Origin of the sequence: Vitreoscilla filiformis (assembly GCF_002222655.1) — a bacterium.
GTDB lineage: Bacteria > Pseudomonadota > Gammaproteobacteria > Burkholderiales > Burkholderiaceae_C > Ideonella > Ideonella filiformis.
Window position 1 is genome coordinate 1,415,584 of sequence record NZ_CP022423.1, and the last position, 19,603, is coordinate 1,435,186.

At 63.8% G+C, this 19,603-nt stretch carries 18 protein-coding genes; 11 read left to right on the forward strand and 7 right to left on the reverse strand.

Annotated elements, in window-relative coordinates:
* The first annotated feature begins 908 nt into the window (after window positions 1-908).
* The 4 genes from VITFI_RS06685 (at window position 909) to VITFI_RS06700 (ending at window position 4,987) form a co-directional block, all read left to right on the forward strand.
* Complete coding sequence (locus VITFI_RS06685) at window positions 909-2,414, forward strand: DEAD/DEAH box helicase (RefSeq protein ID WP_198301653.1); 1,506 nt, start codon at window positions 909-911, stop codon at window positions 2,412-2,414.
* Between the two features lies 1 nt (window position 2,415).
* Window positions 2,416-3,246 carry a TlyA family RNA methyltransferase gene (locus tag VITFI_RS06690; RefSeq protein WP_089416318.1) on the forward strand — a complete coding sequence of 277 codons (831 nt, stop codon included), beginning with the start codon at window positions 2,416-2,418 and terminating at the stop codon, window positions 3,244-3,246.
* A gap of 32 nt (window positions 3,247-3,278) precedes the next feature.
* Complete coding sequence (metF, locus tag VITFI_RS06695) at window positions 3,279-4,115, forward strand: methylenetetrahydrofolate reductase [NAD(P)H] (RefSeq protein WP_089416319.1); 837 nt, start codon at window positions 3,279-3,281, stop codon at window positions 4,113-4,115.
* A gap of 224 nt (window positions 4,116-4,339) precedes the next feature.
* Window positions 4,340-4,987 (forward strand): OmpW/AlkL family protein, encoded by a 648-nt coding sequence (locus tag VITFI_RS06700; RefSeq protein ID WP_089418003.1) that lies wholly within the window; start codon window positions 4,340-4,342, stop codon window positions 4,985-4,987.
* Between the two features lie 96 nt (window positions 4,988-5,083).
* Here the strand turns inward: VITFI_RS06700 and VITFI_RS06705 are convergent, their stop codons facing one another.
* A complete protein-coding gene (locus tag VITFI_RS06705) occupies window positions 5,084-5,386 on the reverse strand; it encodes a DUF2917 domain-containing protein (protein ID WP_157725587.1) in 303 nt (100 codons plus the stop codon).
* A gap of 97 nt (window positions 5,387-5,483) precedes the next feature.
* On the opposite strand from VITFI_RS06705, the gene VITFI_RS06710 reads away from it, so the two are divergent.
* Window positions 5,484-6,476: a LysR family transcriptional regulator gene (locus tag VITFI_RS06710; protein ID WP_089416321.1), complete on the forward strand. Its 993-nt coding sequence runs from the start codon at window positions 5,484-5,486 to the stop codon at window positions 6,474-6,476.
* Between the two features lie 27 nt (window positions 6,477-6,503).
* On the forward strand, window positions 6,504-7,193 hold the full coding sequence (locus VITFI_RS06715) for a glutathione S-transferase family protein (protein WP_089416322.1): 690 nt from the start codon (window positions 6,504-6,506) through the stop codon (window positions 7,191-7,193).
* Window positions 7,194-7,200: 7 nt separating this feature from the next.
* Here VITFI_RS06715 and VITFI_RS06720 read toward each other — a convergent pair whose 3' ends face one another.
* Together VITFI_RS06720 and VITFI_RS06725 are read right to left on the reverse strand one after the other, a co-directional pair.
* On the reverse strand, window positions 7,201-7,797 hold the full coding sequence (locus tag VITFI_RS06720; protein WP_089418004.1) for a 5-formyltetrahydrofolate cyclo-ligase: 597 nt from the start codon (window positions 7,795-7,797) through the stop codon (window positions 7,201-7,203).
* Window positions 7,798-7,867: 70 nt separating this feature from the next.
* Entirely contained in the window at window positions 7,868-10,006 is a 2,139-nt protein-coding gene (locus tag VITFI_RS06725; protein ID WP_089416323.1) for a hypothetical protein, read from the reverse strand.
* A 107-nt stretch (window positions 10,007-10,113) separates the two neighbouring features.
* On the opposite strand from VITFI_RS06725, the gene argG reads away from it, so the two are divergent.
* The gene (gene argG / locus VITFI_RS06730) at window positions 10,114-11,451 is read left to right on the forward strand and encodes an argininosuccinate synthase (protein WP_089416324.1); all 1,338 of its coding nucleotides are present in this window, start codon (window positions 10,114-10,116) and stop codon (window positions 11,449-11,451) included.
* Here the strand turns inward: argG and VITFI_RS06735 are convergent, their stop codons facing one another.
* On the reverse strand, window positions 11,452-13,587 hold the full coding sequence (locus VITFI_RS06735; protein WP_089416325.1) for a hypothetical protein: 2,136 nt from the start codon (window positions 13,585-13,587) through the stop codon (window positions 11,452-11,454).
* 290 nt (window positions 13,588-13,877) lie between these two features.
* Between VITFI_RS06735 and VITFI_RS06740 the strand changes: the two genes are divergently transcribed.
* On the forward strand, window positions 13,878-14,639 hold the full coding sequence (locus VITFI_RS06740) for a hypothetical protein (RefSeq protein WP_089416326.1): 762 nt from the start codon (window positions 13,878-13,880) through the stop codon (window positions 14,637-14,639).
* A 363-nt stretch (window positions 14,640-15,002) separates the two neighbouring features.
* On the opposite strand, the gene VITFI_RS06745 is transcribed toward VITFI_RS06740, so the two are convergent.
* Window positions 15,003-15,572: a hypothetical protein gene (locus VITFI_RS06745; protein ID WP_089416327.1), complete on the reverse strand. Its 570-nt coding sequence runs from the start codon at window positions 15,570-15,572 to the stop codon at window positions 15,003-15,005.
* Here VITFI_RS06745 and VITFI_RS06750 point away from each other — a divergent pair, their 5' ends adjacent.
* Window positions 15,573-16,694: a glycosyltransferase family 4 protein gene (locus tag VITFI_RS06750; RefSeq protein ID WP_089416328.1), complete on the forward strand. Its 1,122-nt coding sequence runs from the start codon at window positions 15,573-15,575 to the stop codon at window positions 16,692-16,694.
* The gene (locus tag VITFI_RS06755; RefSeq protein ID WP_089416329.1) at window positions 16,691-17,437 is read left to right on the forward strand and encodes a polysaccharide deacetylase family protein; all 747 of its coding nucleotides are present in this window, start codon (window positions 16,691-16,693) and stop codon (window positions 17,435-17,437) included. Before VITFI_RS06750 ends, VITFI_RS06755 begins: the two co-directional genes overlap by 4 nt.
* On the opposite strand, the gene VITFI_RS06760 is transcribed toward VITFI_RS06755, so the two are convergent.
* Together VITFI_RS06760 and VITFI_RS06765 are read right to left on the reverse strand one after the other, a co-directional pair.
* Complete coding sequence (locus VITFI_RS06760) at window positions 17,434-17,625, reverse strand: DUF2905 family protein (protein ID WP_089416330.1); 192 nt, start codon at window positions 17,623-17,625, stop codon at window positions 17,434-17,436. The genes VITFI_RS06755 and VITFI_RS06760 overlap by 4 nt on opposite strands.
* Before the next feature lie 20 nt (window positions 17,626-17,645).
* Complete coding sequence (locus VITFI_RS06765; RefSeq protein WP_198301654.1) at window positions 17,646-18,788, reverse strand: class I SAM-dependent methyltransferase; 1,143 nt, start codon at window positions 18,786-18,788, stop codon at window positions 17,646-17,648.
* An 18-nt stretch (window positions 18,789-18,806) separates the two neighbouring features.
* Between VITFI_RS06765 and VITFI_RS06770 the strand changes: the two genes are divergently transcribed.
* A complete protein-coding gene (locus VITFI_RS06770; RefSeq protein ID WP_089416331.1) occupies window positions 18,807-19,592 on the forward strand; it encodes an SDR family oxidoreductase in 786 nt (261 codons plus the stop codon).
* Window positions 19,593-19,603 lie beyond the last annotated feature (11 nt).

Genomic DNA, 19,603 nt, shown 5'->3' on the forward strand with positions numbered 1-19,603 from the left:
TCACGGCCAAGCGCCCGTGCCGGTGCTCACCCTGAGCTGGGTGCCTGAGGGACGCAGCCAAGTGAAAGGGATGTACTACCCGCTGCAACTGTCCCTGGCGTTTGATTACGCGGGGGTGCGCGGTTATTGGGCCACCCAAGAGCCCGAGCAACAATTTGTGCGCACTTCGGCGGGGCTGGTTGAGTTGGAGCGCCAGCCCGAGGCCGAAGCCGGCGCGAGTCAGCACTTGCGAGCGTTTGCGACCCTGCGCCGGGTGGTAGAAAACGATGACCAGCACCCCAACAGCGAATGGTGGCTCGGTGGCCCCAAGCGGCCCAATCCGGTGACCTTGCTGTCGAGTTGGCTGTCCCAGGACTTTGCGCCGTTGCGCGAGTTGGGGTTCAAGGTGGAGTTCGACCGCGAGTGGGATGGGCACGGTCAGCGGGTCGATGACCTGGACGCCGCCCTCAGCGACGGTGAACGCCAAGGCTGGTTGGATCTGGCGATTGGCTTCGTGATTGGTGAGCAGCGGGTCAACCTGCTGCCGCTGCTGCCGCAGATTTTGGCCAGCCTGAAAGTGGGCGAAGACGGTCGGGTGGACATCGACACCCTGCCCGAACGCCTCTGGCTTTACACCGAGGATGGCCAGTGGTGGAACCTGCCGAGTGCGCCCCTCAAACCCTGGCTGGACACGCTGATCGAACTGCTGGGCGACCGCCCGCGTGAATTTGACGCCGACAAACTGCGCCTCTCGCCCATGGACGCACTGCGCATGGGCGCCGATGCGGCCAATTTCGGCCAGAACGGCCACGCGGCCCTGCGGGACATCCTGGCCACGCGCCAGCCCGAAGCCCCGCTGCCGCTTGCCATCGGGGCTGCACGCCACACCGCGCCCGTACCAGCACCAAGGGTTTGCGTGGCTGCGGGCCTTGGCCGCCAACCACCTGGGCGGCGTGCTGGCCGACGACATGGGCTTGGGCAAAACGCTGCAAACCATCACCCATTTGCTGAACGAGGTGCGCAGCGGTGCCGCGCAAGACCGCCCCAGCCTCGTGGTGGCGCCCACCAGCTTGATGGGCAACTGGCGCCGCGAGTGCCAACGGTTTGCGCCCGAACTGCGCGTGCTGGTGCTGCACGGCAGTGCCCGACACGAGTTGCATGACCGCATCGCCGCGCACGACGTGGTGCTCACCACCTACCCGCTGATGCAGCGAGACATCGAAATCCTGGCGAAAACCACCTGGCACGCCCTGGTGCTCGATGAAGCGCAAATGCTCAAAAACGCCCACACCCTGACGGCGCAAGCTGCCCGGCGCCTGCAAGCCAGCCACCGTCTGGCGTTGACGGGCACGCCGATGGAAAACCACCTCGGCGAGCTGTGGAGCCTGTTCGATGTGGTGCTGCCCGGTTATTTGGGGCGGGAGTCGCGTTTCACGTCGCTGTTTCGCAACCCGATCGAACGCCAGGGCGATGGGCGACGCTTGGCCTTGCTGCGTCGTCGCCTCGCCCCGTTCATGCTGCGGCGCGACAAGAGCATGGTGGCCACCGAGTTGCCGCCCAAAATCGAACAACTGGTGCGCGTCCAGCTCGACGAGGGCCAGGCCAATTTGTACGAAACCATCCGCGCTTCGGCTGAAAGCACGGTGCGCGAAGCCTTGGCCGAAAAAGGCTTGGCACGCTCGCACATCACGGTGCTGGATGCCCTGCTCAAACTGCGCCAAGCGTGCTGCGATCCGCGTTTGGTGAAGTTGCAGCAAGCGCGCTTGATCCAAGAATCGGCCAAGCTGGGCTGGTTGATGGAAAACCTGCCGCAAATGCTGGAAGAAGGCCGGCGCGTGCTGCTGTTCTCGCAGTTCACCTCGATGCTGGATTTGATCGGTCGTTCGCTGGACGACGCCGGCATCACCTGGACGACGCTCACCGGCCAAACCCGTGACCGCGAGGCCGCCATCGCCCGCTTCACCTCGGGCCAGGTGCCGGTGTTCCTCATCAGCTTGAAGGCCGGTGGCACGGGCCTGAACCTGCCGCAAGCCGACACCGTCATCCACTACGACCCGTGGTGGAACCCCGCCGCCGAAGCCCAAGCCACCGACCGCGCCCACCGCATGGGCCAGACGCAAACCGTGTTCGTCTACAAGCTGGTGGCCGAGGGCACGGTGGAAGAGCGCATCGTGGCCATGCAGTCGCACAAAGCCGAGTTGGCGCGTGGGGTGCAAGCCGCTGGTCGGTTGGACGAGGAGCGGCGCACCAGCCTGTCCGAGAACGACTTGGACTGGCTGTTGCAACCGCTGGGCGCTGCCGCTGCGGCTGACGACGAAGCCTTGGTGCGCGAGGCCCAGGCGCACGCCATTGCGCCGCGCCCGTCGTCCAGCCACCTGCTGGAGATTGGCGAAGCCGAATCGCTGACCGAAGCCCTCGCCGAAGAAGGAGTGTGAGATGCGGATCGATCAATGGCTGGTGAGCCGGGGTCTGGTGCCGTCGCGTTCGGCGGCGCAACGGCTGATCGAGCGCGGTGCCGTGCGCTGGCTGGGGCCGCGTGGTTGGATGACCCCGCGCAAAGCCGGGGACGAGGTGCCCGAAGGCTGCGAGATCCAAATCACCGATGACGCCGAGCTGCGTTGGGTGTCACGCGGGGGGCTCAAGCTGGAAGGTGCGTTGCAGGCGGTGGCCCACGAGGGGAGAGGGGCTTTGGCGGCGTTGAGGCTCCCTCTCCCCTTGCGGGAGAGGGCTGGGGAGAGGGGGCAGCCTCCCATCGCACTCGACGTCGGCCAAAGCACCGGCGGCTTCACCGAAGTGTTGCTGCACGCCGGCTGCGCCCGCGTGGTGGGCGTGGACGTGGGTCACGGCCAGTTGCACCCCAAGCTGGCCGCCGACCCCCGCGTGGTCGCCCTCGAAGGTCTGAACGCCCGCGAACTGAACGCTGCCGCCTTGGGCACCCACTGGCCGACGGGCGGTTTCGATGTCATCACGGGCGATCTGTCCTTCATCTCGCTCACCCTGGTGCTGCCGGCGCTGGCGCCGTTGCTGGCACCGCACGGACGGCTGCTGATGCTCGTTAAACCCCAATTCGAGCTGCAACCGGCGGACATCGGCAAAGGCGGCTTGGTGAAAGACGCCAGCGCCTACAGCCGAGTCGAAACCCGGGTGCGCGAGGCCTGCGCCGCCTGCGGGTTGTCCGTGCTCGACTGGTTGGCCAGCCCCATCACCGGTGGCGACGGCAACCGTGAATTCTTCGTGCTGGCGGGCCAGGCCGCGCCGGCTGCCTGATTCCTTGACGATTGCGAAAGAGGCTTTCCAACATGCGTAACCTTCCCCTGAGCCTGGAATTTTTCCCGCCCAAGACGCCTGAAGGTGTCACCAAGCTCGCGGCTGTGCGCCAAGCGTTGTACGTCTTGAAGCCGCAGTTTTGCTCCGTCACCTACGGCGCGGGCGGTTCGACCCAGGATGGCACGCTCAGCACCGTGCAAGCCATCCTCGACGAAGGTCACAGCGGCGCACCGCACTTCAGTTGCATTGGCGCCAGCGCCGATCTGATCCGCGACAAACTGGCCCAGTTCAAAGCCATGGGGGTGGAGCGCATCGTGGCGTTGCGGGGCGATTTGCCCAGCGGGTACGGCAGTTTTGGTGAATTCCGCTACGCCTCGGACTTGGTGCGTTTCATCCGCGAAGAAACCGGCGATCACTTTCACCTGGAGGTCGCAGCTTACCCGGAGATGCATCCGCAAGCCCGCTGCCCGCAGAGCGATTTGCAGGCCTACGCTACCAAGGTGAAAGCCGGAGCGAACTCGGCGATCACGCAGTTTTTCTTCAACGCCGATGCCTATTTCCGCTTCGTGGACGATGCGCGCCGGCTCGGGGCCGAGGTGCCGGTGATTCCCGGCATCATGCCCATCACCAATTCGAGCGGCATTTTGCGGTTCGCCGATGGGTGCGGGGCCGAAGTGCCGCGCTGGGTGCGCCTGCGCCTGCAAAGTTTTGGCGATGACACCGCCAGCATTCGCGCCTTCGGCCTGGATGTGGTGACGATGCTGTGCGAACGCCTGATCGCTGGCGGCGCCCCCGCGTTGCATTTCTACACCATGAACCAAAGCGCCACGACGCTGGAAATCAGCCGGCGCCTGGGCCTGCTGGCCTGACGGGGCAGCGGCGCGCACTGTGGCGTGCGCGCATCACTGGCGTGCAGCTTGTTTGATGAGAGTCAAGCGGCAGCCGAGCGGAAATTTCAGGTGGGCGGCGGGTTTGCGCCAGCACAAATGAGGGACGCGGGCGGCGCGTTGCAATCCGACACATGACGGACACGCGCCGGACGCCGTGCCCGTCTTTCAAACAACCACTTGAACCCGCTTTCCTGGAGTTCCTCATGCGCAAGACCCTGCTGGCTCTGGCCGCCGTCGCTTCCCTCGCCCCGCAATTCGCTGCCGCGCAAGACACTGGCAACTGGATCGTCCGTGCCCGCGCTGTGAACCTGCAATCGTCCAACACCAACAGTGCGGATCTGAGCGCCACCCTGTCGGCGGTGACGGGCGGTGCTTCGAATTCGGCGTCGGTCAACAACAAGTGGCTGCCGGAAGTGGACTTCACCTACTTCTTCACGCCGAACATTGCTGCCGAGCTGATCCTGACCGTGCCGCAAAAGCACACCCTGACCGCTGACGGCTTCGGCGATCTGGGCACGTTCAAGCACCTGCCCCCGACCCTGACCGTGCAGTACCACTTCACCGGTCTGGGCTTCGCTCGTCCGTACGTGGGTGCGGGTGTCAACTACACCAACATCTCCGACACCGAGTGGAACGCCACCGGCAAGGCCCTGGGCCTGAACCTGAAGCGTGACAGCTTCGGCCTGGCACTCCAAGTGGGCGTGGACATCCCCCTGGGCGGCGGCTGGCTGCTGAACCTGGATGCCAAGAAGGTGCAAATCGGCACCGATGTGTACTCCAACAACACCAAAATCGGCAGCTTCGAAGTCAATCCTTGGCTGTTGAGCGCTGGCGTGGGCTTGCGTTTCTGATGAACAGAGCGGTGCTCAGGGAGTGCCTGAGCGCCGCCCGTGCCGACTCGGACTGGGGTTCGGCCACACACCGCCCGGTGTGTTTGACAAGGTGGCTCACGCAGCCACCTTTTTCTTTGCCCATTCGCCGGCCCAAAACCCACGCGCCTGAGGCTGCGGGGCACGCACCGGTTCCCAGCTCAGTTGCACGCTGTGGCCGTGGTGCCAAGGCTCGGCGGTGACGGTGTCGCCAGCGCGCAGCCGCAGCCACTCGCCTGCCGCGAGCACGTGATCGTCCGGATCGCCGTCGCGGGTCAGCCACACTTGGCCGGAGGTGATGCGCAGCGTTCCCGTCACGGTGACATGCCAACGCTTCACACCCTGAAGTGCCAACGGCTTCGATTCATGCGCCAACATCATGCATCTCCTGAAAATGGCCTGCTCAATGGGTTCATTTTTCAGAAAAGATCGGCGGCGCGCCAATGACTTCTCAGGTGTCGATTCATTACCATAGGGCATGAATCGTCCGTTGCATCGTCCCATTGCACTGGGTTGGCTGCGCAGTTTCGAAGCGGTGGCCCGGCATCTGAATTTCAGCGCCGCTGCCGAAGAACTGCACCTGACACAGCCAGCCATCAGCCGCCAAATCAAAGGCTTGGAAGAAGACGTGGGCGCCGCGTTGTTCGCCCGTGGCACGCGCCACGTCGCGTTGACCGCCGCCGGCCAGCAGTTGCTGCGTGCGGTGGCACCCTCGTTGCAGCGACTGGATGCCACCGTGCGCCAGATTCGCATGGCCCAAGGTCGCAACCAAATTCAGCTCACCACGTTTGCGTCCTTTGGCTCGCTGTGGTTGATGCCGCGTCTGCCGGATTTTGAGCGCCTGCACCCGGAGCTGGACATCCGCATCACCGCCACCGATGCCCTGGTGCCCGAGGGCGATCCTGAGTTGGATGTGGCCTTGCGCCACTGCCTGCCCGAGCGCGCGCCACCGGGCGCCCTGCGTTTGTTCGGCGAGGTGTTGGCGCCGGTGATCGGACGCGGCTTGGCACAGGCCGTGGCCGCTGGCCAAGCACCGCCCCTGCGTGTGCCAGCGGACTTGAGCGCCCACACCTTGATCGAGATGGACGACAGCCACGCCCACAGCGTCGATTTGAGTTGGCCGAGCTGGTTGGCAGAAAAAGGCCTCGAACACTTGGCGCCGCGCCGTTGGTTGAGCATGAACTTCACACATCAACAAGTTCAATTGGCGTTGGCTGGGCAAGGGGTGGCCCTGGCGCGGTTGCCCATGATCCACGAGGTGCTGGCCCGTGGCGAGTTGGTCGAACCGTTCGGCCCGGCGGGGCGACATTGGGCGCGCACGGCGTACTGGCTGGTGCCTCTGGCGGGCATGGGCGCACGGCCCCGGCCCGAGGTACGCTGGTTTTGTGATTGGGTGGTGGCGCAGGCCGAACGCACCCGCTGCGCCATCCGCGATGAACCCGAAGCTGATACGCTGGCCCACTGTGATTGACTCCCCGCGCCCGGGCGCCTTCTTGCCATGCAGCTCTACATCGGGAACAAAAATTATTCGTCGTGGTCGATGCGCCCCTGGGTGCTGATGCGCCACTTCGCGCTGCCTTTCACCGAAGTGATGGTGAGGTTCGACAGCTTTGAACCGGGGTCATGCTTCAAACAGACCTTGGCGACGTTGGGCGCTCCCACAGGCAAAGTGCCGCTGCTGGTCGATGACGCGGGGACGGTGGTTTGGGACACCCTGGCCATTGCCGAAACCCTGGCCGAGCGTTTCCCGGCGCTGCCCTTGTGGCCACGCGATGCGGCGCAGCGTGCGCGGGCACGCAGCCTGTGCGCGGAGATGCACAGCGGTTTTGGTGCGCTGCGCAGCCATTGCCCGCAAAACATCGAGGCGCATTTGCCGGAGGTGGGGGCCCGCATTTTGGCCGAGCACGCCGCTGTTCAGGCCGATTTGGCGCGGCTGATCGAGATGTGGCAAAGCGCCCTGGCCCAAAGTGGCGGGCCGTTCTTGTTCGGGGCGTTCGGCATCGCGGATGCGTATTTCGCGCCCGTGGTCGGACGCTTGCGCACCTACGCGCTGCCGGTGCCGGCACCTGTGGCCGCGTACATGCAGCGCGTTTGGGACAGCCCGGGCGTGGCCGCCTGGGTCGCCGAAGCACTGGCCGAGCACGAGTTCCTCGATTTTGAGGAACCCTATCGCACGGCGCCGGTGTGAGGGCGCCTCAGGACTCGCGTTCCCAGAACACGCCGTCTTCGGTGAGCAGGGCATCCAGGGGGATGTCGTGCGGCTCGGGGGTCAACCATGGCACATAGCCATGGCCGTAGCCCAGGCCAGCGGTGGCGGGGCGGGGTTGCAGGGCGGCCAAGGTGCGGTCGTAAAACCCGCCGCCATACCCCAGACGGGTGCCGCCGGGGCCGTAGCCCACGCAGGGCACCAACAGCAGTTGAGGATGGAACGCCTCGGTGTCTTTCGGCTTGGGGATGCCGTAGGCGTCTTCCTCCATCGGGCAGCCGGGATACCAAACATGGAAAGTGAGCTGTTTGGTCTCCCGGTTGATCACCGGCAGGCCGATGCGCCGGCCTTGGCCGGCTTCGCTCCAGCGGTAAAGCGCGGGCAGGGCATCAAACTCCCCCTTGATGGGCCAGTAAGCGCCGATGGTCTGCTCGGGGCGGCTGATGAGCCACACCATCAACACCTCTTGCAGGTGCGCGGCGCGCTGGTGACGATCCAACAACCCCATGCGTTCGGCTTGAAGCTGCTTGCGCAGCGTGGCTTTGTCGCGGGCGGGTTCCAGGTTGAGCTTGAAGGGCAGGGTCATGGTGCGCGGGAGGGAGCGGCCAAAGGATCGCCCCATTGTGCGCGGCTCCTCTCGCGCTGCGCACAAGGCATCACTGCACGTTCAGGCTCTTGATCCACACCGACCCACTCAACGGGCGCAGCCGCACCACACTCAGGCCCGCCGGCAGCGGCGCATTCACGGCAGTACTGACCACGGGCGGGCCGTTGCAGATGCCCCCACAACTGCCCGTCAAACTCCACACCCCCGCACGCTGGCCGTTGATGAGCAGCTCCACTTGGGTGTCCGCTTCCGGGTAGGTGGTGAGGGTGAATTGGAAGCGCCCCGCTTGCGCCGCTCGCACCGGAATCAGCGCCGAACTGGAAAACGCCGCGCCACGCGCCCCCGTCCCGGTGACGAACCGCAGCGCTTGCGCGTCGTAGCGCCACGAGTCACCGCCATCGAGTTCGATGCCGGCGCGGCGCCCAGCAGGCAACCAGATGCTGGCAGGCACCAGCGTGCCCAGCGTCTCAGCGGTTTTGGGTTGCTGGCGGATCGCATCGATTGCTTGGAGTTTGACGGTGCGCGTGTCCGACACCGGGCTGGGGCGGGCGCTGTCCACAAACTCCCACGGGGGCGCGCCGTTGTAAACGTAGTAGGCCAGCAACTGGCCGCCATGGGCTTGGTAAATCTGATGCGCCGCTTGCATGCGGGCTTTCATGCGCGGATCGGCGTTGTAGGTGCTGACCAGTTGCGGGCTGCCAGCGGCCGTGCCAGAGGTGGCGTGTCCGCCCGGCCCCGGCCCGCCTTCGTAGGCCACAGACACCAGCCCGAAGCCACGGGCCCACACCGCATCGGTGGCGGTGTTGGTGGCAAATTCAGCGTTCGGCAGGCTGGCAAAGTAGGCTGCCATGGTTTTTTCTGAGGTGTCCGTCGGGGGCGTTTGGGCGTCGTAGTACGCCGCGCCGCCGGCGCCCCACCACAGTTCATGGATGCGCCGCGCCACCGGATTCAGCGGTGCCGTGCGGCGCTCTTGACCATAAAACCCTTCCGCCCACTTCAGACCCTCGCTCAGATACACGTTGGCATTGCCGACTTGGCTGGCCAAAATGGGCCGCACCGTGGTCATCATCGCGGCGTCGCCGAACACCGAGCGGAACGTTTGGCTGAGGGTGGCCGAGCGGTAGGCGATCCAGCGTCGCAGCGCCAGGTACTGATCTCCCGCCGTGGCGCCATCGTAGGCGATGGGGTGGGTCGGGTTGGCCTTGTGGGTGTTGGCCAACCCCAGCGCCCAGCCGAAGCCCAGGAATCCCGGCCCGGCATTCCACAGTTCGTTGCCGTATTCCACGTACACCTTCAGCCCCGGTTTGAGCGGCGGATAAACCGGCTTGGCTTGCGCTTGGGTGTAGGGATTCACCCCGTCCGAGCCGTAGCGCACCAACAGGGCGAGTTTGCGGATGTAATCGTCGTCCGCCTTGACGGGCAGGTTCAGCCAGACATCGTTGCCCGTTTCGTTGGCCAGGGCGATCAGCAATTCCCATGGTTGGCCCTTGCTGCGCACAAACCCCTGCCAGCCCATGGGCGTGCGCTCGCTCCACTGCACGCTGGGGTTGTTGTTGGCGGACACGAAATCCATGCCCCGGATGAGGTGGAACTTCTTCATCGCCTCGATGTATTCCTTGGTGAAATGCACCGAGCCGTGGGTCGGATAACCGGGGCGCCACAGGTGCAAATCGGTCAAGCCATCGGCGCCGGTGGAGGCCCGGGTGCGGCGGGTTTGGCTGAACGCCAACCAGGCGTTGCCCCGGGTGTTGGCGGGCAGCACCACATCGGCGGTGGTGGTGTTGCTGGCGGCGTCGTAACGTTGGTTCTGGATGGAGGGCGGGGCGCTGCTGCCGCCGTCCGCGCTGGCCGACACGCTCACCTGCGCTTGGCCTTTGAAGCTGAGTTTGTAGGTGCCCGCCGCCACCCGCAGCGAGCTGAAGATCATGAGGAAATCGCGGGTGGGGGCGCCCAGGGCATCGGCGCCGACGTCTTCACCCCAATCGTGGCTGCGAAACTGGCTGTGGCGCACCAAGTCGGCCATGGCGTGGCTGCCATCAAAGTAGCTCAGTTGGTTGATGCCGATGCCCAGATAGGGCGTCGGGCTGTTCACATCGACGCTGGCCCCTCGGGCTGCACCACTCACCAGCACGGACAGGCCGCACACCCAAGCCGCCAGCGGCGGCACCCAACGGGAACAGAACACCATTCGAAAACTCCTCAAGCCGGGGTGATGACGGTGCTCTCCCTCGGGGCTGAGGGTGGCGCTGGCAAAATTGCAGGCTTTTCCATCCCCATTTCAAAGAGCACAACACCGTGTCCGCGACCATTCTGCAAAAGCTTCCCGCCGGCGAGCGCGTCGGCATCGCCTTCTCTGGCGGCCTGGACACCAGTGCTGCCGTGCACTGGATGCGCGCCAAGGGCGCCGTCCCCTGCGCTTACACCGCCAACCTGGGCCAGCCCGACGAGTCGGACTATGAGGATATCCCCCGCAAGGCCCTGGCCTACGGCGCCGATGTGGCCCGCCTGATCGACTGCCGCGCCGCCTTGGTGGCCGAGGGCATTGCCGCCATCCAAGCCGGTGCATTCCACATCACCACGGGCGGCGCGACCTATTTCAACACCACCCCGCTGGGCCGCGCCGTGACCGGCACCATGCTGGTGGCGGCGATGAAACAAGATGGCGTGAACATCTGGGGCGATGGTTCGACCTACAAGGGCAACGACATCGAGCGTTTCTACCGCTACGGCCTGTTGGTCAACCCGCAACTCAAAATCTACAAGCCTTGGCTGGATCAAACCTTCATTGACGAGCTGGGTGGCCGCAAGGAGATGAGTGAGTACCTCATCGCCAACGGCTTTGACTACAAGATGAGCGTGGAAAAAGCGTATTCCACCGACTCCAACATGCTGGGCGCCACCCACGAAGCCAAGGATCTGGAGTTTTTGAACGCTGGCATGCACATCGTCAAGCCCATCATGGGCGTGGCGTTCTGGCGCGATGACGTGGAAGTCAAGCGCGAAACCGTGACCGTGCGCTTCGAAGAAGGCACACCGGTGGCGCTGAACGGCCAAACGTTTGCCGATCAAGTGGCGCTGTTCGAGGAAGCCAACCGCATCGGTGGCCGCCACGGTCTGGGCATGTGCGACCAGATCGAGAACCGCATCATCGAAGCCAAGAGCCGGGGCATTTACGAAGCCCCGGGCATGGCGCTGCTGCACATCGCCTACGAGCGTCTGGTGACGGGCATCCACAACGAGGACACCCTCGGCCAATACCGCGCCAATGGCCGCACCCTGGGCAAACTGCTGTACCACGGGCGCTGGTTCGACTCGCAAGCCATGATGCTGCGCGAAACCGCCCAGCGCTGGGTGGCCCGCGCCATCACCGGTGAAGTGACGCTGGAGCTGCGCCGGGGCAATGACTACACGATCATGAACACCGACAGCCCGAACCTGACCTACGCGCCCGAGCGTCTGTCGATGGAGAAGGTGGAAGACGCGGCGTTCACCCCGCTGGATCGCATCGGCCAACTCACGATGCGCAACTTGGACATCAGCGACACCCGCGCCAAGCTGGGCATTTACAGCAAGGCCGGGTTGCTGGGTCAAGCCGGCGACGCTGGCATCCCGCTGCTGGGCGTGGGTGAGTGATCAACGCACGATCAAGCGCCGAATCCAGATGTCGTTGTTCACCGGGCGCACACGCACCACGCTGAGCCCGGCGGGCAGGGCGGCCTTGATGACGGGGCTGGTGGCATAAGCATTGTCGGCACAAATCCCGCCGCAGGTGCCGGGGATGTTGAAGGTGCCAGCCAGCTCACCGTTGATCATCAGTTCCACTTGGGTGTCGGCTTCCGGGTACATGGCCAAGCTGAAACGGTAAGTGCCGGCTTGTTCGGCGCGGATCGGAATCAGCGCCATGCCGGAAAACGCCTTGCCACCCGTGCCCGTGGTGACAGGCAACCGGATGGCCTGGCCGTTGTAACGCCAGTTGGCCGCCCCGTCGAACTGCACGCCCACCGAACCGCCGTTCGGAAACCACACCGTGCCTGGCACCGCTGTGCCCAAAGTGGGCGCGGCCTTGGGGGCCATGCGAATGGTGTCGATGGTGCGCAGTTTTACCGTGGAGGTGTCGGACACCACGCCGGGGTTCAGGTCGTTGACAAAATCCCAAGGCGGGGAGCCGCTGTAAACGTAGTAATTCAACAGCTCGCCGCCGTTGGCGGTGTAAATCTGGTGGGCGGCTTTCATGCGGGCCCACATGCGCGAATCGGCGTTGTAGGTGGCAGCCAATTCAACGCTGCCCGTGGCCGAACCCGACGAGCTGCCCCCCGGCCCCGGCCCGCCTTCATAGGCCACGGATTTCAGCCCATACCCCCGCGACCAAGTGGCATCAATGGCGGTATTGCTGGCAAATTCGGCACTGGGCAAACCGGCAAAATAGGCGCGCATGGTGGCGGCGCTGGTGTCGGTGGGGGCGGTGGTGGAATCGTAGTAAGCTGCGCCTCCCGCGCCCCACCACAGTTGATTCACCTGGCGCGCAACGCTGTTGGCCGGGCTGGTGCGCACTTGACCATAAAAGCCTTCGGCCCATTTCAGCCCCTCACTCAAATACACGTTGGCATTGCCGACTTGGCTGGCCAACACGGGGCGCACGGTGCCCATCATCGCGGCATCGCCGAACACCTGGCGGAAAATCAAACCGATGCTGGCCGAGCGGTAAGCGATCCAGCGGCGATGGGCCAAATAGGTGTCGGTGAGTGCGCCGTCGTAGGCGATGGGGTGGGTGGTGTCGGCCATGTATTTGGTGGCCAAATTGAGTGACCAGCCGAAACCATAAAACCCCGGGCCAGAATTCCACAACTCATTGCCATATTCCACATACACCCGCAAACCGGCTTTGAGGGGAGCATAAACCGGGTTGGTTTGTGTGCGAGAGTAAGGGGTGACGCCGTCCGAACCGTAGCGAATCAGGCCGGCCAAATTGCGGATGTAGGCATCATTGGCCTGCACGGGGACGTTGATCCACAGATCTCGATCGGTGGCGTTGGCCAGTTGTACCAACAATTCCCAAGGCTGTCCTTTGCTGCCGACGTACCCTTGGAAATTCATGTCGGTGCGATCTGACCAATTCACGCTGGCATTGCTGTTGGCCGAAACAAAATCCATGCCCCGGATGACATGGAATTTTTTCATGGCCTTTACAAACTCTTGGGTGAAGAGCACGGAGCCATCGGCAGGATAACCAGGGCGCCAGAAGTGGAGGTTGCTCAGGCCATCGGAGCGGGTGGACGCACTGGTGCGCCGGGTTTGGTTGAAATTGAACCAACAGTTACCGGTGAGTGTGTTGGGAACGACCACGTCGGCGGTGGTGGTGTTGGTGATTTTGTTGTAACGCTTGTTGGTGATGTAGGGGCCAGCGCCGCCGTTCTCCGCTGCACCTGAAACGCCGACATTGGCCCAGCCTTGGAAGACCAGGGTGTAGGTGCCTGCGGCGAAGCGGTTGGAGGAAAAAATCAGGATGAAGTCTTGGGTGGGGTTGCCGTGGGCGTCCACGCTGGGGGTTTCGCTCCAATCGGTGCCGCGAAACTGGCTTTCGCGCACCACGTCGGCCATGGCTTGGGCGCCGTCAAAGTAGCTGAGTTGGTTGATGCCGATGCCGAGGTAAGGGGTGGTGCTGTCTACATCCACGCCGCTGGCGCTGTGGGCGGGTGCCCAAGCGGCCCAAGCGAGGCAGACGCCCAAGCTCCAGCGCAGCCAGGGGGAACGAAGGGGGAAAGGTGTCATGGAGAATCCATTCATTCGGTGCAGCACCGGGTTCAAAAGGGTGAAGGTATCAGAAGGGTATTTTGTTGAGTTTGATAAAGGCTGGAAAAGTCCTCTCCTCGATTGAACTGAAAGGAATTGTAAAATTACAATTAATTACGTTATATTCAATTCTGCACATTAAATCATCTGGGCCGAGGCCCTGCTCGCCAAAACGCACAGCCGGAACACCTCACGTTGTGCGTGTGCAAGGCGATTGTTGGGTGGCACCTGGAAAATGGCGTGTTCCATGTGATGTGCAGGGGTGTGACATGCAAGCAGATCGATTCCTCAAGGCCGTGGTGGTGGCCTGTGCAGCGGCGCTGTCGGTGGCGGGTGTGGGGGCGACGGAAGCGCCGCTGTCGGAGGCCGAGGCGCGGCCGGTGCTGGTGTTTCCGGCGGATGTGGCGGTGGCGCGGTTTTCGGTGGCGTTGCCGAATTTTGATGCGGTGTCGGCGGTGCGGTTGGTGTCGGTGCCGGAGAGGCTGCGGGGGTGTGTGGGGGTGGCGTCGGTGGTGTTCGGGGCGAAGACGCACCGGGCCAAAATTGCGGTTCGGTTGAAGGATCGGGGGATGTTTTTATCGGAGGGGGATGAGCCGATCGTGGGGGCGGTCAAATTTCAGTTTGTGGATCCCGCTGGCGTGAAGAAAAATTATTTCGCGAAACTCGAAGTCCAACCCGCAGCCCAAACCCTCCCGACGAGCATGAAGCTCCCTGGGAATCAGTACGGGGTGGTGTTCCTGAGTGTGCAGCATGGGCCGAATGTGCAGTTCTTCGTCGGTAGTGGGTTCGATCCACGAGGGGATTACTTTATCAAAGAAGGTAGTGCACCAACAGTAGTATCTAAGAACGATTTTTCTCTAATATCAGATGGTTCAGGATGGTCAGTCAAGGTTGATGTCAATGGAAATATGTACCTCAAGCCTCGTGCCGATGCAATCGTAGGTGGAGGTGTTCGTGGGACGATGATCATCACGTCAGAGCAGATGAATGGTCAGATGCAACTCCAGTACGATATTCGCCCAGCGTTTTAGTCGGCAGAAATGCGAGCGTCGAGATTTTTTCTCCACTCATCCCTCGGCTCAGTACTCATAAGAAAATAATATAAAGCACAGTAGAGCGAGAGTCTATATCATAAAATCCCTCAAAGCGAGGGATTTTTCTTTTTTGTATTTCTATGGTGTAGTGCTATAGAATAGTATGTCAGTCACGTTGGTTGGGTCGATTGTCACGGTGGAGAATCAGTCGGTGAAATCGTCGGTTGTGGAAATGCGGGAAGGGAGAGATGATAATTGTTTCCAAAAAATTAAATAAGTAGCTCCATTTTTTATGATGGATTGATTATTTGTTTTTGATTTTATGGTGATGAGGTTTTCTGAGGTTCGTGAAGTGCTTGCTCAATTTTCGCTTATGCTAATGGATTTCACATTTGTGAAGGCGGTATCAGATTTATATCCTCTATAATCTTTGTCAGGTCGCGTAAGTTCTCCATCGATCACGCCATCTGGGGTATAGATTTTTGTTTCGTTTTTTGCTTGGTTATAGAGGGCGATGAGGTCGGTGGGGTGACATTCGGCGAGGGATGACCAGTAGGTTTGGTTTGCGGGGCAGATGCTTGTTTTCTCGTCGGGTGTTTTGGGTTCGGTGGCGGAGAACTCACGGGCGATTTGGGCGGATTTGGTCGCATCGGTCGCCGTGATGCCCGTCAGATACGCCAGATCGGTGAGGGTGTTTTCTCGATACCACGCGGTGGCGTAGAACTGTGCGAGCGATTGGGGCGCGCCCACCTTCGGACAGGCGTCCCCCTTTTTCGTATAGAGCGTCCCCGTCGATGCGACGATGATCGGCTCACCCTCACAGGTGATCTCAGCGACCGCTGCGGACTTCTGCGAGTGGACGATGGCGAGTGTCGTCTGCGGCGTGCCTGCGGTGGGGATGTGCCATGCAAACCAAGCAGAATCCAACACATGGCAGATGCGATCCCCCCGCGCCCCGGCGCCGCAACCCGTGTGCAAACCATCAACATCCCATCGAACACGCCCCCGCATCGGGTGGTGATGGTCAGCCCCAGCCCGATCTTGGGCGGCATCGAAAACCACGTCCTGCGCTTGGCCCAAGGCTTGCGCGAACGCGGGCACACCGTCGCCTATGCCAGCCCCGGCGCCGGCTGGCTGGCCCAACAAATGCGCGCCCAAGGCTTCGAAGGCATCGACCTGCGCCTGCGCGGCATGTACGACGCCTGGGGCACCTGGTGCCTGGCCCGCTTCGCCCGTCGCTGGGGCGCCACCGTGCTGCACGGCCACGCCCAACGCGGCGGACGCTACGCCCATTGGGCCGCCCGCTGGAGCGGCGTGCCGGACGTGGTCACCGCCCACTCCACCAACAGTTTCCGCTGGTTCCGACCGGGCATGCGCTTGCTGGCGGTGTCCCACGCCGTGCGGAATTTTTTGCTCGCCCAACACCTGCCGCCCGAGCGCGTGGCCGTGGTCTACAACGGCATGCCCGACCCCGGTGAACCCGTCGCGCCCACGCCTTCGGCCACGCTGCGCTTGGGGTTGATTGGCCGGCTCGAAGAAGTCAAAGGCCAAGATGTGGCCTTAGAAGCCCTGGCCCGCTTGCCCGCCGATCGGCCCGTGCAGTTGCAGTTGGTCGGCGCGGACAGCACCGCTTGGGCCGCGCACCTGCGCACCCAAGTGCAGCGCCTGGGATTGGCCGACCGCGTGCAGTTCCTCGGCCAGCGCTCGGACGTGGCGGCGTTGCTGACCCAGATGGACGCGGTGCTGGCCCCGTCGCGGCGCGAAGCGCTGTCCCTCACGCTGGTGGAGGCCGCCGCAGCGGGGCGCCCGGCCATTGCGAGCCACGTCGGCGGCATTCCCGAAGTGGTGCGGGATGGGGTCAGCGGCTGGTTGGTGCCGCCGGACGATCCGCCCGCGCTGGCCCAGGCCATCGCACGTTTGGCCGCCCTGCCGGCACCCGAACGCGCCGCGATGGGCGCTGCCGCTCGGCGGCATTACCTCGAACACTTCACCCAGGCGGCGATGGTCAGCCAGGTGATTTCCCACTACGACGCAGCGCGGGCCACGGCATGAGCGGCATTTCCATCCTGATGTATCACCAAGTCGGCCATTTCGCGCCGATGCAAACGCACCGCGCGGTGTATTGCGACGTGGGCCGGTTTCGGATGCAGATGCGCGCCTTGCGGGCGTTGCGGGTGCCGGTGCTGTCCATGGGCCAAGCGGTAGCGGCCCTCAGCGGCCAAGCGCCGATGCCCGAACGCGCTGTGGTGCTGACTTTTGACGATGGCTGCGAAAACTTCTACGAACACGCCCTGCCGGTGCTGCAAGAGATGGGTTTTCCGGCCATCGTGTACGCCATCGCCGGTTTGACGGGTGGCGTGGCCCGCTGGATGGCCACGCACGATCATCCGACGCCACCGCTGATGAGCTGGGCGCGGCTGCGCGAGCTGGCGGGCTTGGGCGTGGAGATTGGCAGCCATGCGTGGAGCCACATTCGTTTGGCCGATCAACCCGCCGAAGTGCAACACCGCGAGCTGTGGGAGAGCCGCCAACGCCTGCAAGACGAGTTGGGGCGCGAAGTGCCGCACGTCTGTTACCCCTACGGCTCGCACGACGAGCGCACCTTGGAAGCCGCCGCCCAAGCCGGCTACACCAGCGGCGTGACCTGCCAACGCGGCGCCGCCACACCCGCCTTCGACCGGCTGGCTCTGCCCCGCAAAGCGATTTCTTACGGGGACAACGTGGCGGGTTTTCTGTGGAAGCTGTACGCCAAGGATGCGCCGAAGGGCCAGGCGCTGCGTCGCCCTGGGTGTTAAAGCCAGCGCCCCAACGCCAGCAGTAAAAAGCTCATCAGCAAACTGCTGGCGAACGGCAAAAACACGTTGCGCCCGAACAGGCGCAGCCGCACATCCCCCGGCAACCGACCCAGGCCGAAGCGTTCCAGCCAGGTGCCAAAACGGTTGAACACCAGCAAAAACACCAGCAGGATGATGAACCAGCGCATGGGGCCGTGCCTTTCGCGGGTCAGAGGCGGTGGATGCGGTCGCCGACGGCAAACCCGCGCAAATCGGGCGTGAAACCGGGCGCGCCCAAGGCGATCACCTTGAACAACTCGCCCATTTCGTGCTCGGTATAAAGCTTGTTGGCCAGGCTGCGCTCACGCAGGTCGGCGGCTTGTAGCAGCGGGATCAGGCCGCAGTTGATCAGAAACCGCGCTTGGCTGGTATAGCCCAGCACTTCCAGGCCCGCGTCTTGCGCCGCCAGCGCGATGCCGGTGAAGTTGACGTGCGCGGTGATGTCCTTCTCGCCCACCAGCACCAGTGGGTTGTCATCGGCTTGGTGCTGGTGATGGCACATCAGCGTGCCCCGGTAGCGTTGCGGGTGGTAGTACTCGGCTTCTGGGAAACCGTAATCGAGGAAGAAGGCCGCGCCGCGTTTCAAATGTTGCGCCAGCGTGCGGATGAAGGCTTCGGCTTGCGGGTGAATTTCCGTCACCATGCCGGGCAGCACCGGGCCTTCGCAGGGGATGGTGAGATCGCTGTCCCGATCGGCAAACACCAGCTCGCCAGCCGCGTCGAGGGTGACGCCGCGTTCCAGCCAGCCACGTTCATCGTTGCGGCGCACCAGGAGTTGCACCGGCATGGCGTCCAGCACCTCGTTGCCGATCACCACCGCTTCCAGCGTGTCGGGCAGGCGATCCAGCCAGCGCACGCGCTCGCCAAAACGCGCCAGCCGCTGCTGTTGGCGCTCGCGCAAACGGGCCGACAGTTCGACGATGGCGTAACGCACGGCTGGGCCGCCATCGGCGTCCAGCGCGTCGAGCACCTGTTCGGCCAGCGCACCCGAGCCGGCGCCGAATTCGATCACCTCGGTGGTGTCACTCAACGTCAAGGCTTCGCGCACTTGCACCGCCAGCGTGCGACCAAACAGGGCGGAGAGTTCCGGCGCGGTCACAAAGTCACTGCCGCTGCGCGGGCCGTGGCCGAACTTGCGCCGGTCGTTGGCGTAGTAGCCCAGACCGGGCGCGTACAGCGCCAGCGCCATGAATTGATCGAAAGGCAGCCAACCGCCTGCCGCTGCCAGCGCGGCGTGGAGATGCGCCAGCATCGGGGAAATGGGGTTCGGCGGGGTGTCGGCCGATACACTGTCGGGTTGGCTCTTTTCCATCCGAAGATTGTAGGTTTCATGGTTGCGTCCGCTTTGAACGCTTCGCGCCCCGTGGTGTTGGTGACGGGCGCGGCCAAGCGCCTGGGCCGTCATATCAGTTTGCACCTGGCGGCGCAGGGCTGGGATGTGGCGATCCACTGCCACCGTTCCACCACCGAGGCCGACGCCACGTCCGCCGAACTGCACGCCCGGGGTGCCCGCACCGCCGTGCTGTGCGCCGATCTGGCCGACGAAGCCGCCACCCGCGCTTTGCTGCCCGCTGCCGTGGCGCAGCTCGGGCGCGTCGATGCGGTGGTGAACAACGCCAGCCTGTTCGAGTACGACGATGCGCGCAGCAGCACGCCCGCCAGTTTGGAACGCCATTGGCGCCCCAACACCGCCGCGCCGCTGCTGTTGGCGCAGGCGCTGGCGGCGCATTTGGAGGCACGCGGCGCGGCGCCAGGCTGTGTCGTCAATCTGCTGGATCAAAAGCTCTACAACCCGAACCCGGATCACTTCGCCTACACCCTCAGCAAAGCTGCGCTGTTGGAGGCCACCCGCTTGCTGGCCCAGGCGCTGGCGCCGCGTGTGCGCGTGGTCGGCGTGGCGCCGGGGCTGACGCTCACCAGCGATCAGATCGACCCGGCCCAGCTCGCCCGCTTGCAAGCGGCCACGCCCTTGGGCCACGGGGTTCACCCCGACGACATCGCCGAGGCTGTGGCCTACTTGCTGCGCGCCCGCAGCGTCACCGGCCATGTGCTGGTGGTGGATGCGGGCAGCCACCTGGCCCCGGCTGCCCGGGATTTCGCCTTCCAGTCCGCCTAGCTGTTGCTTGC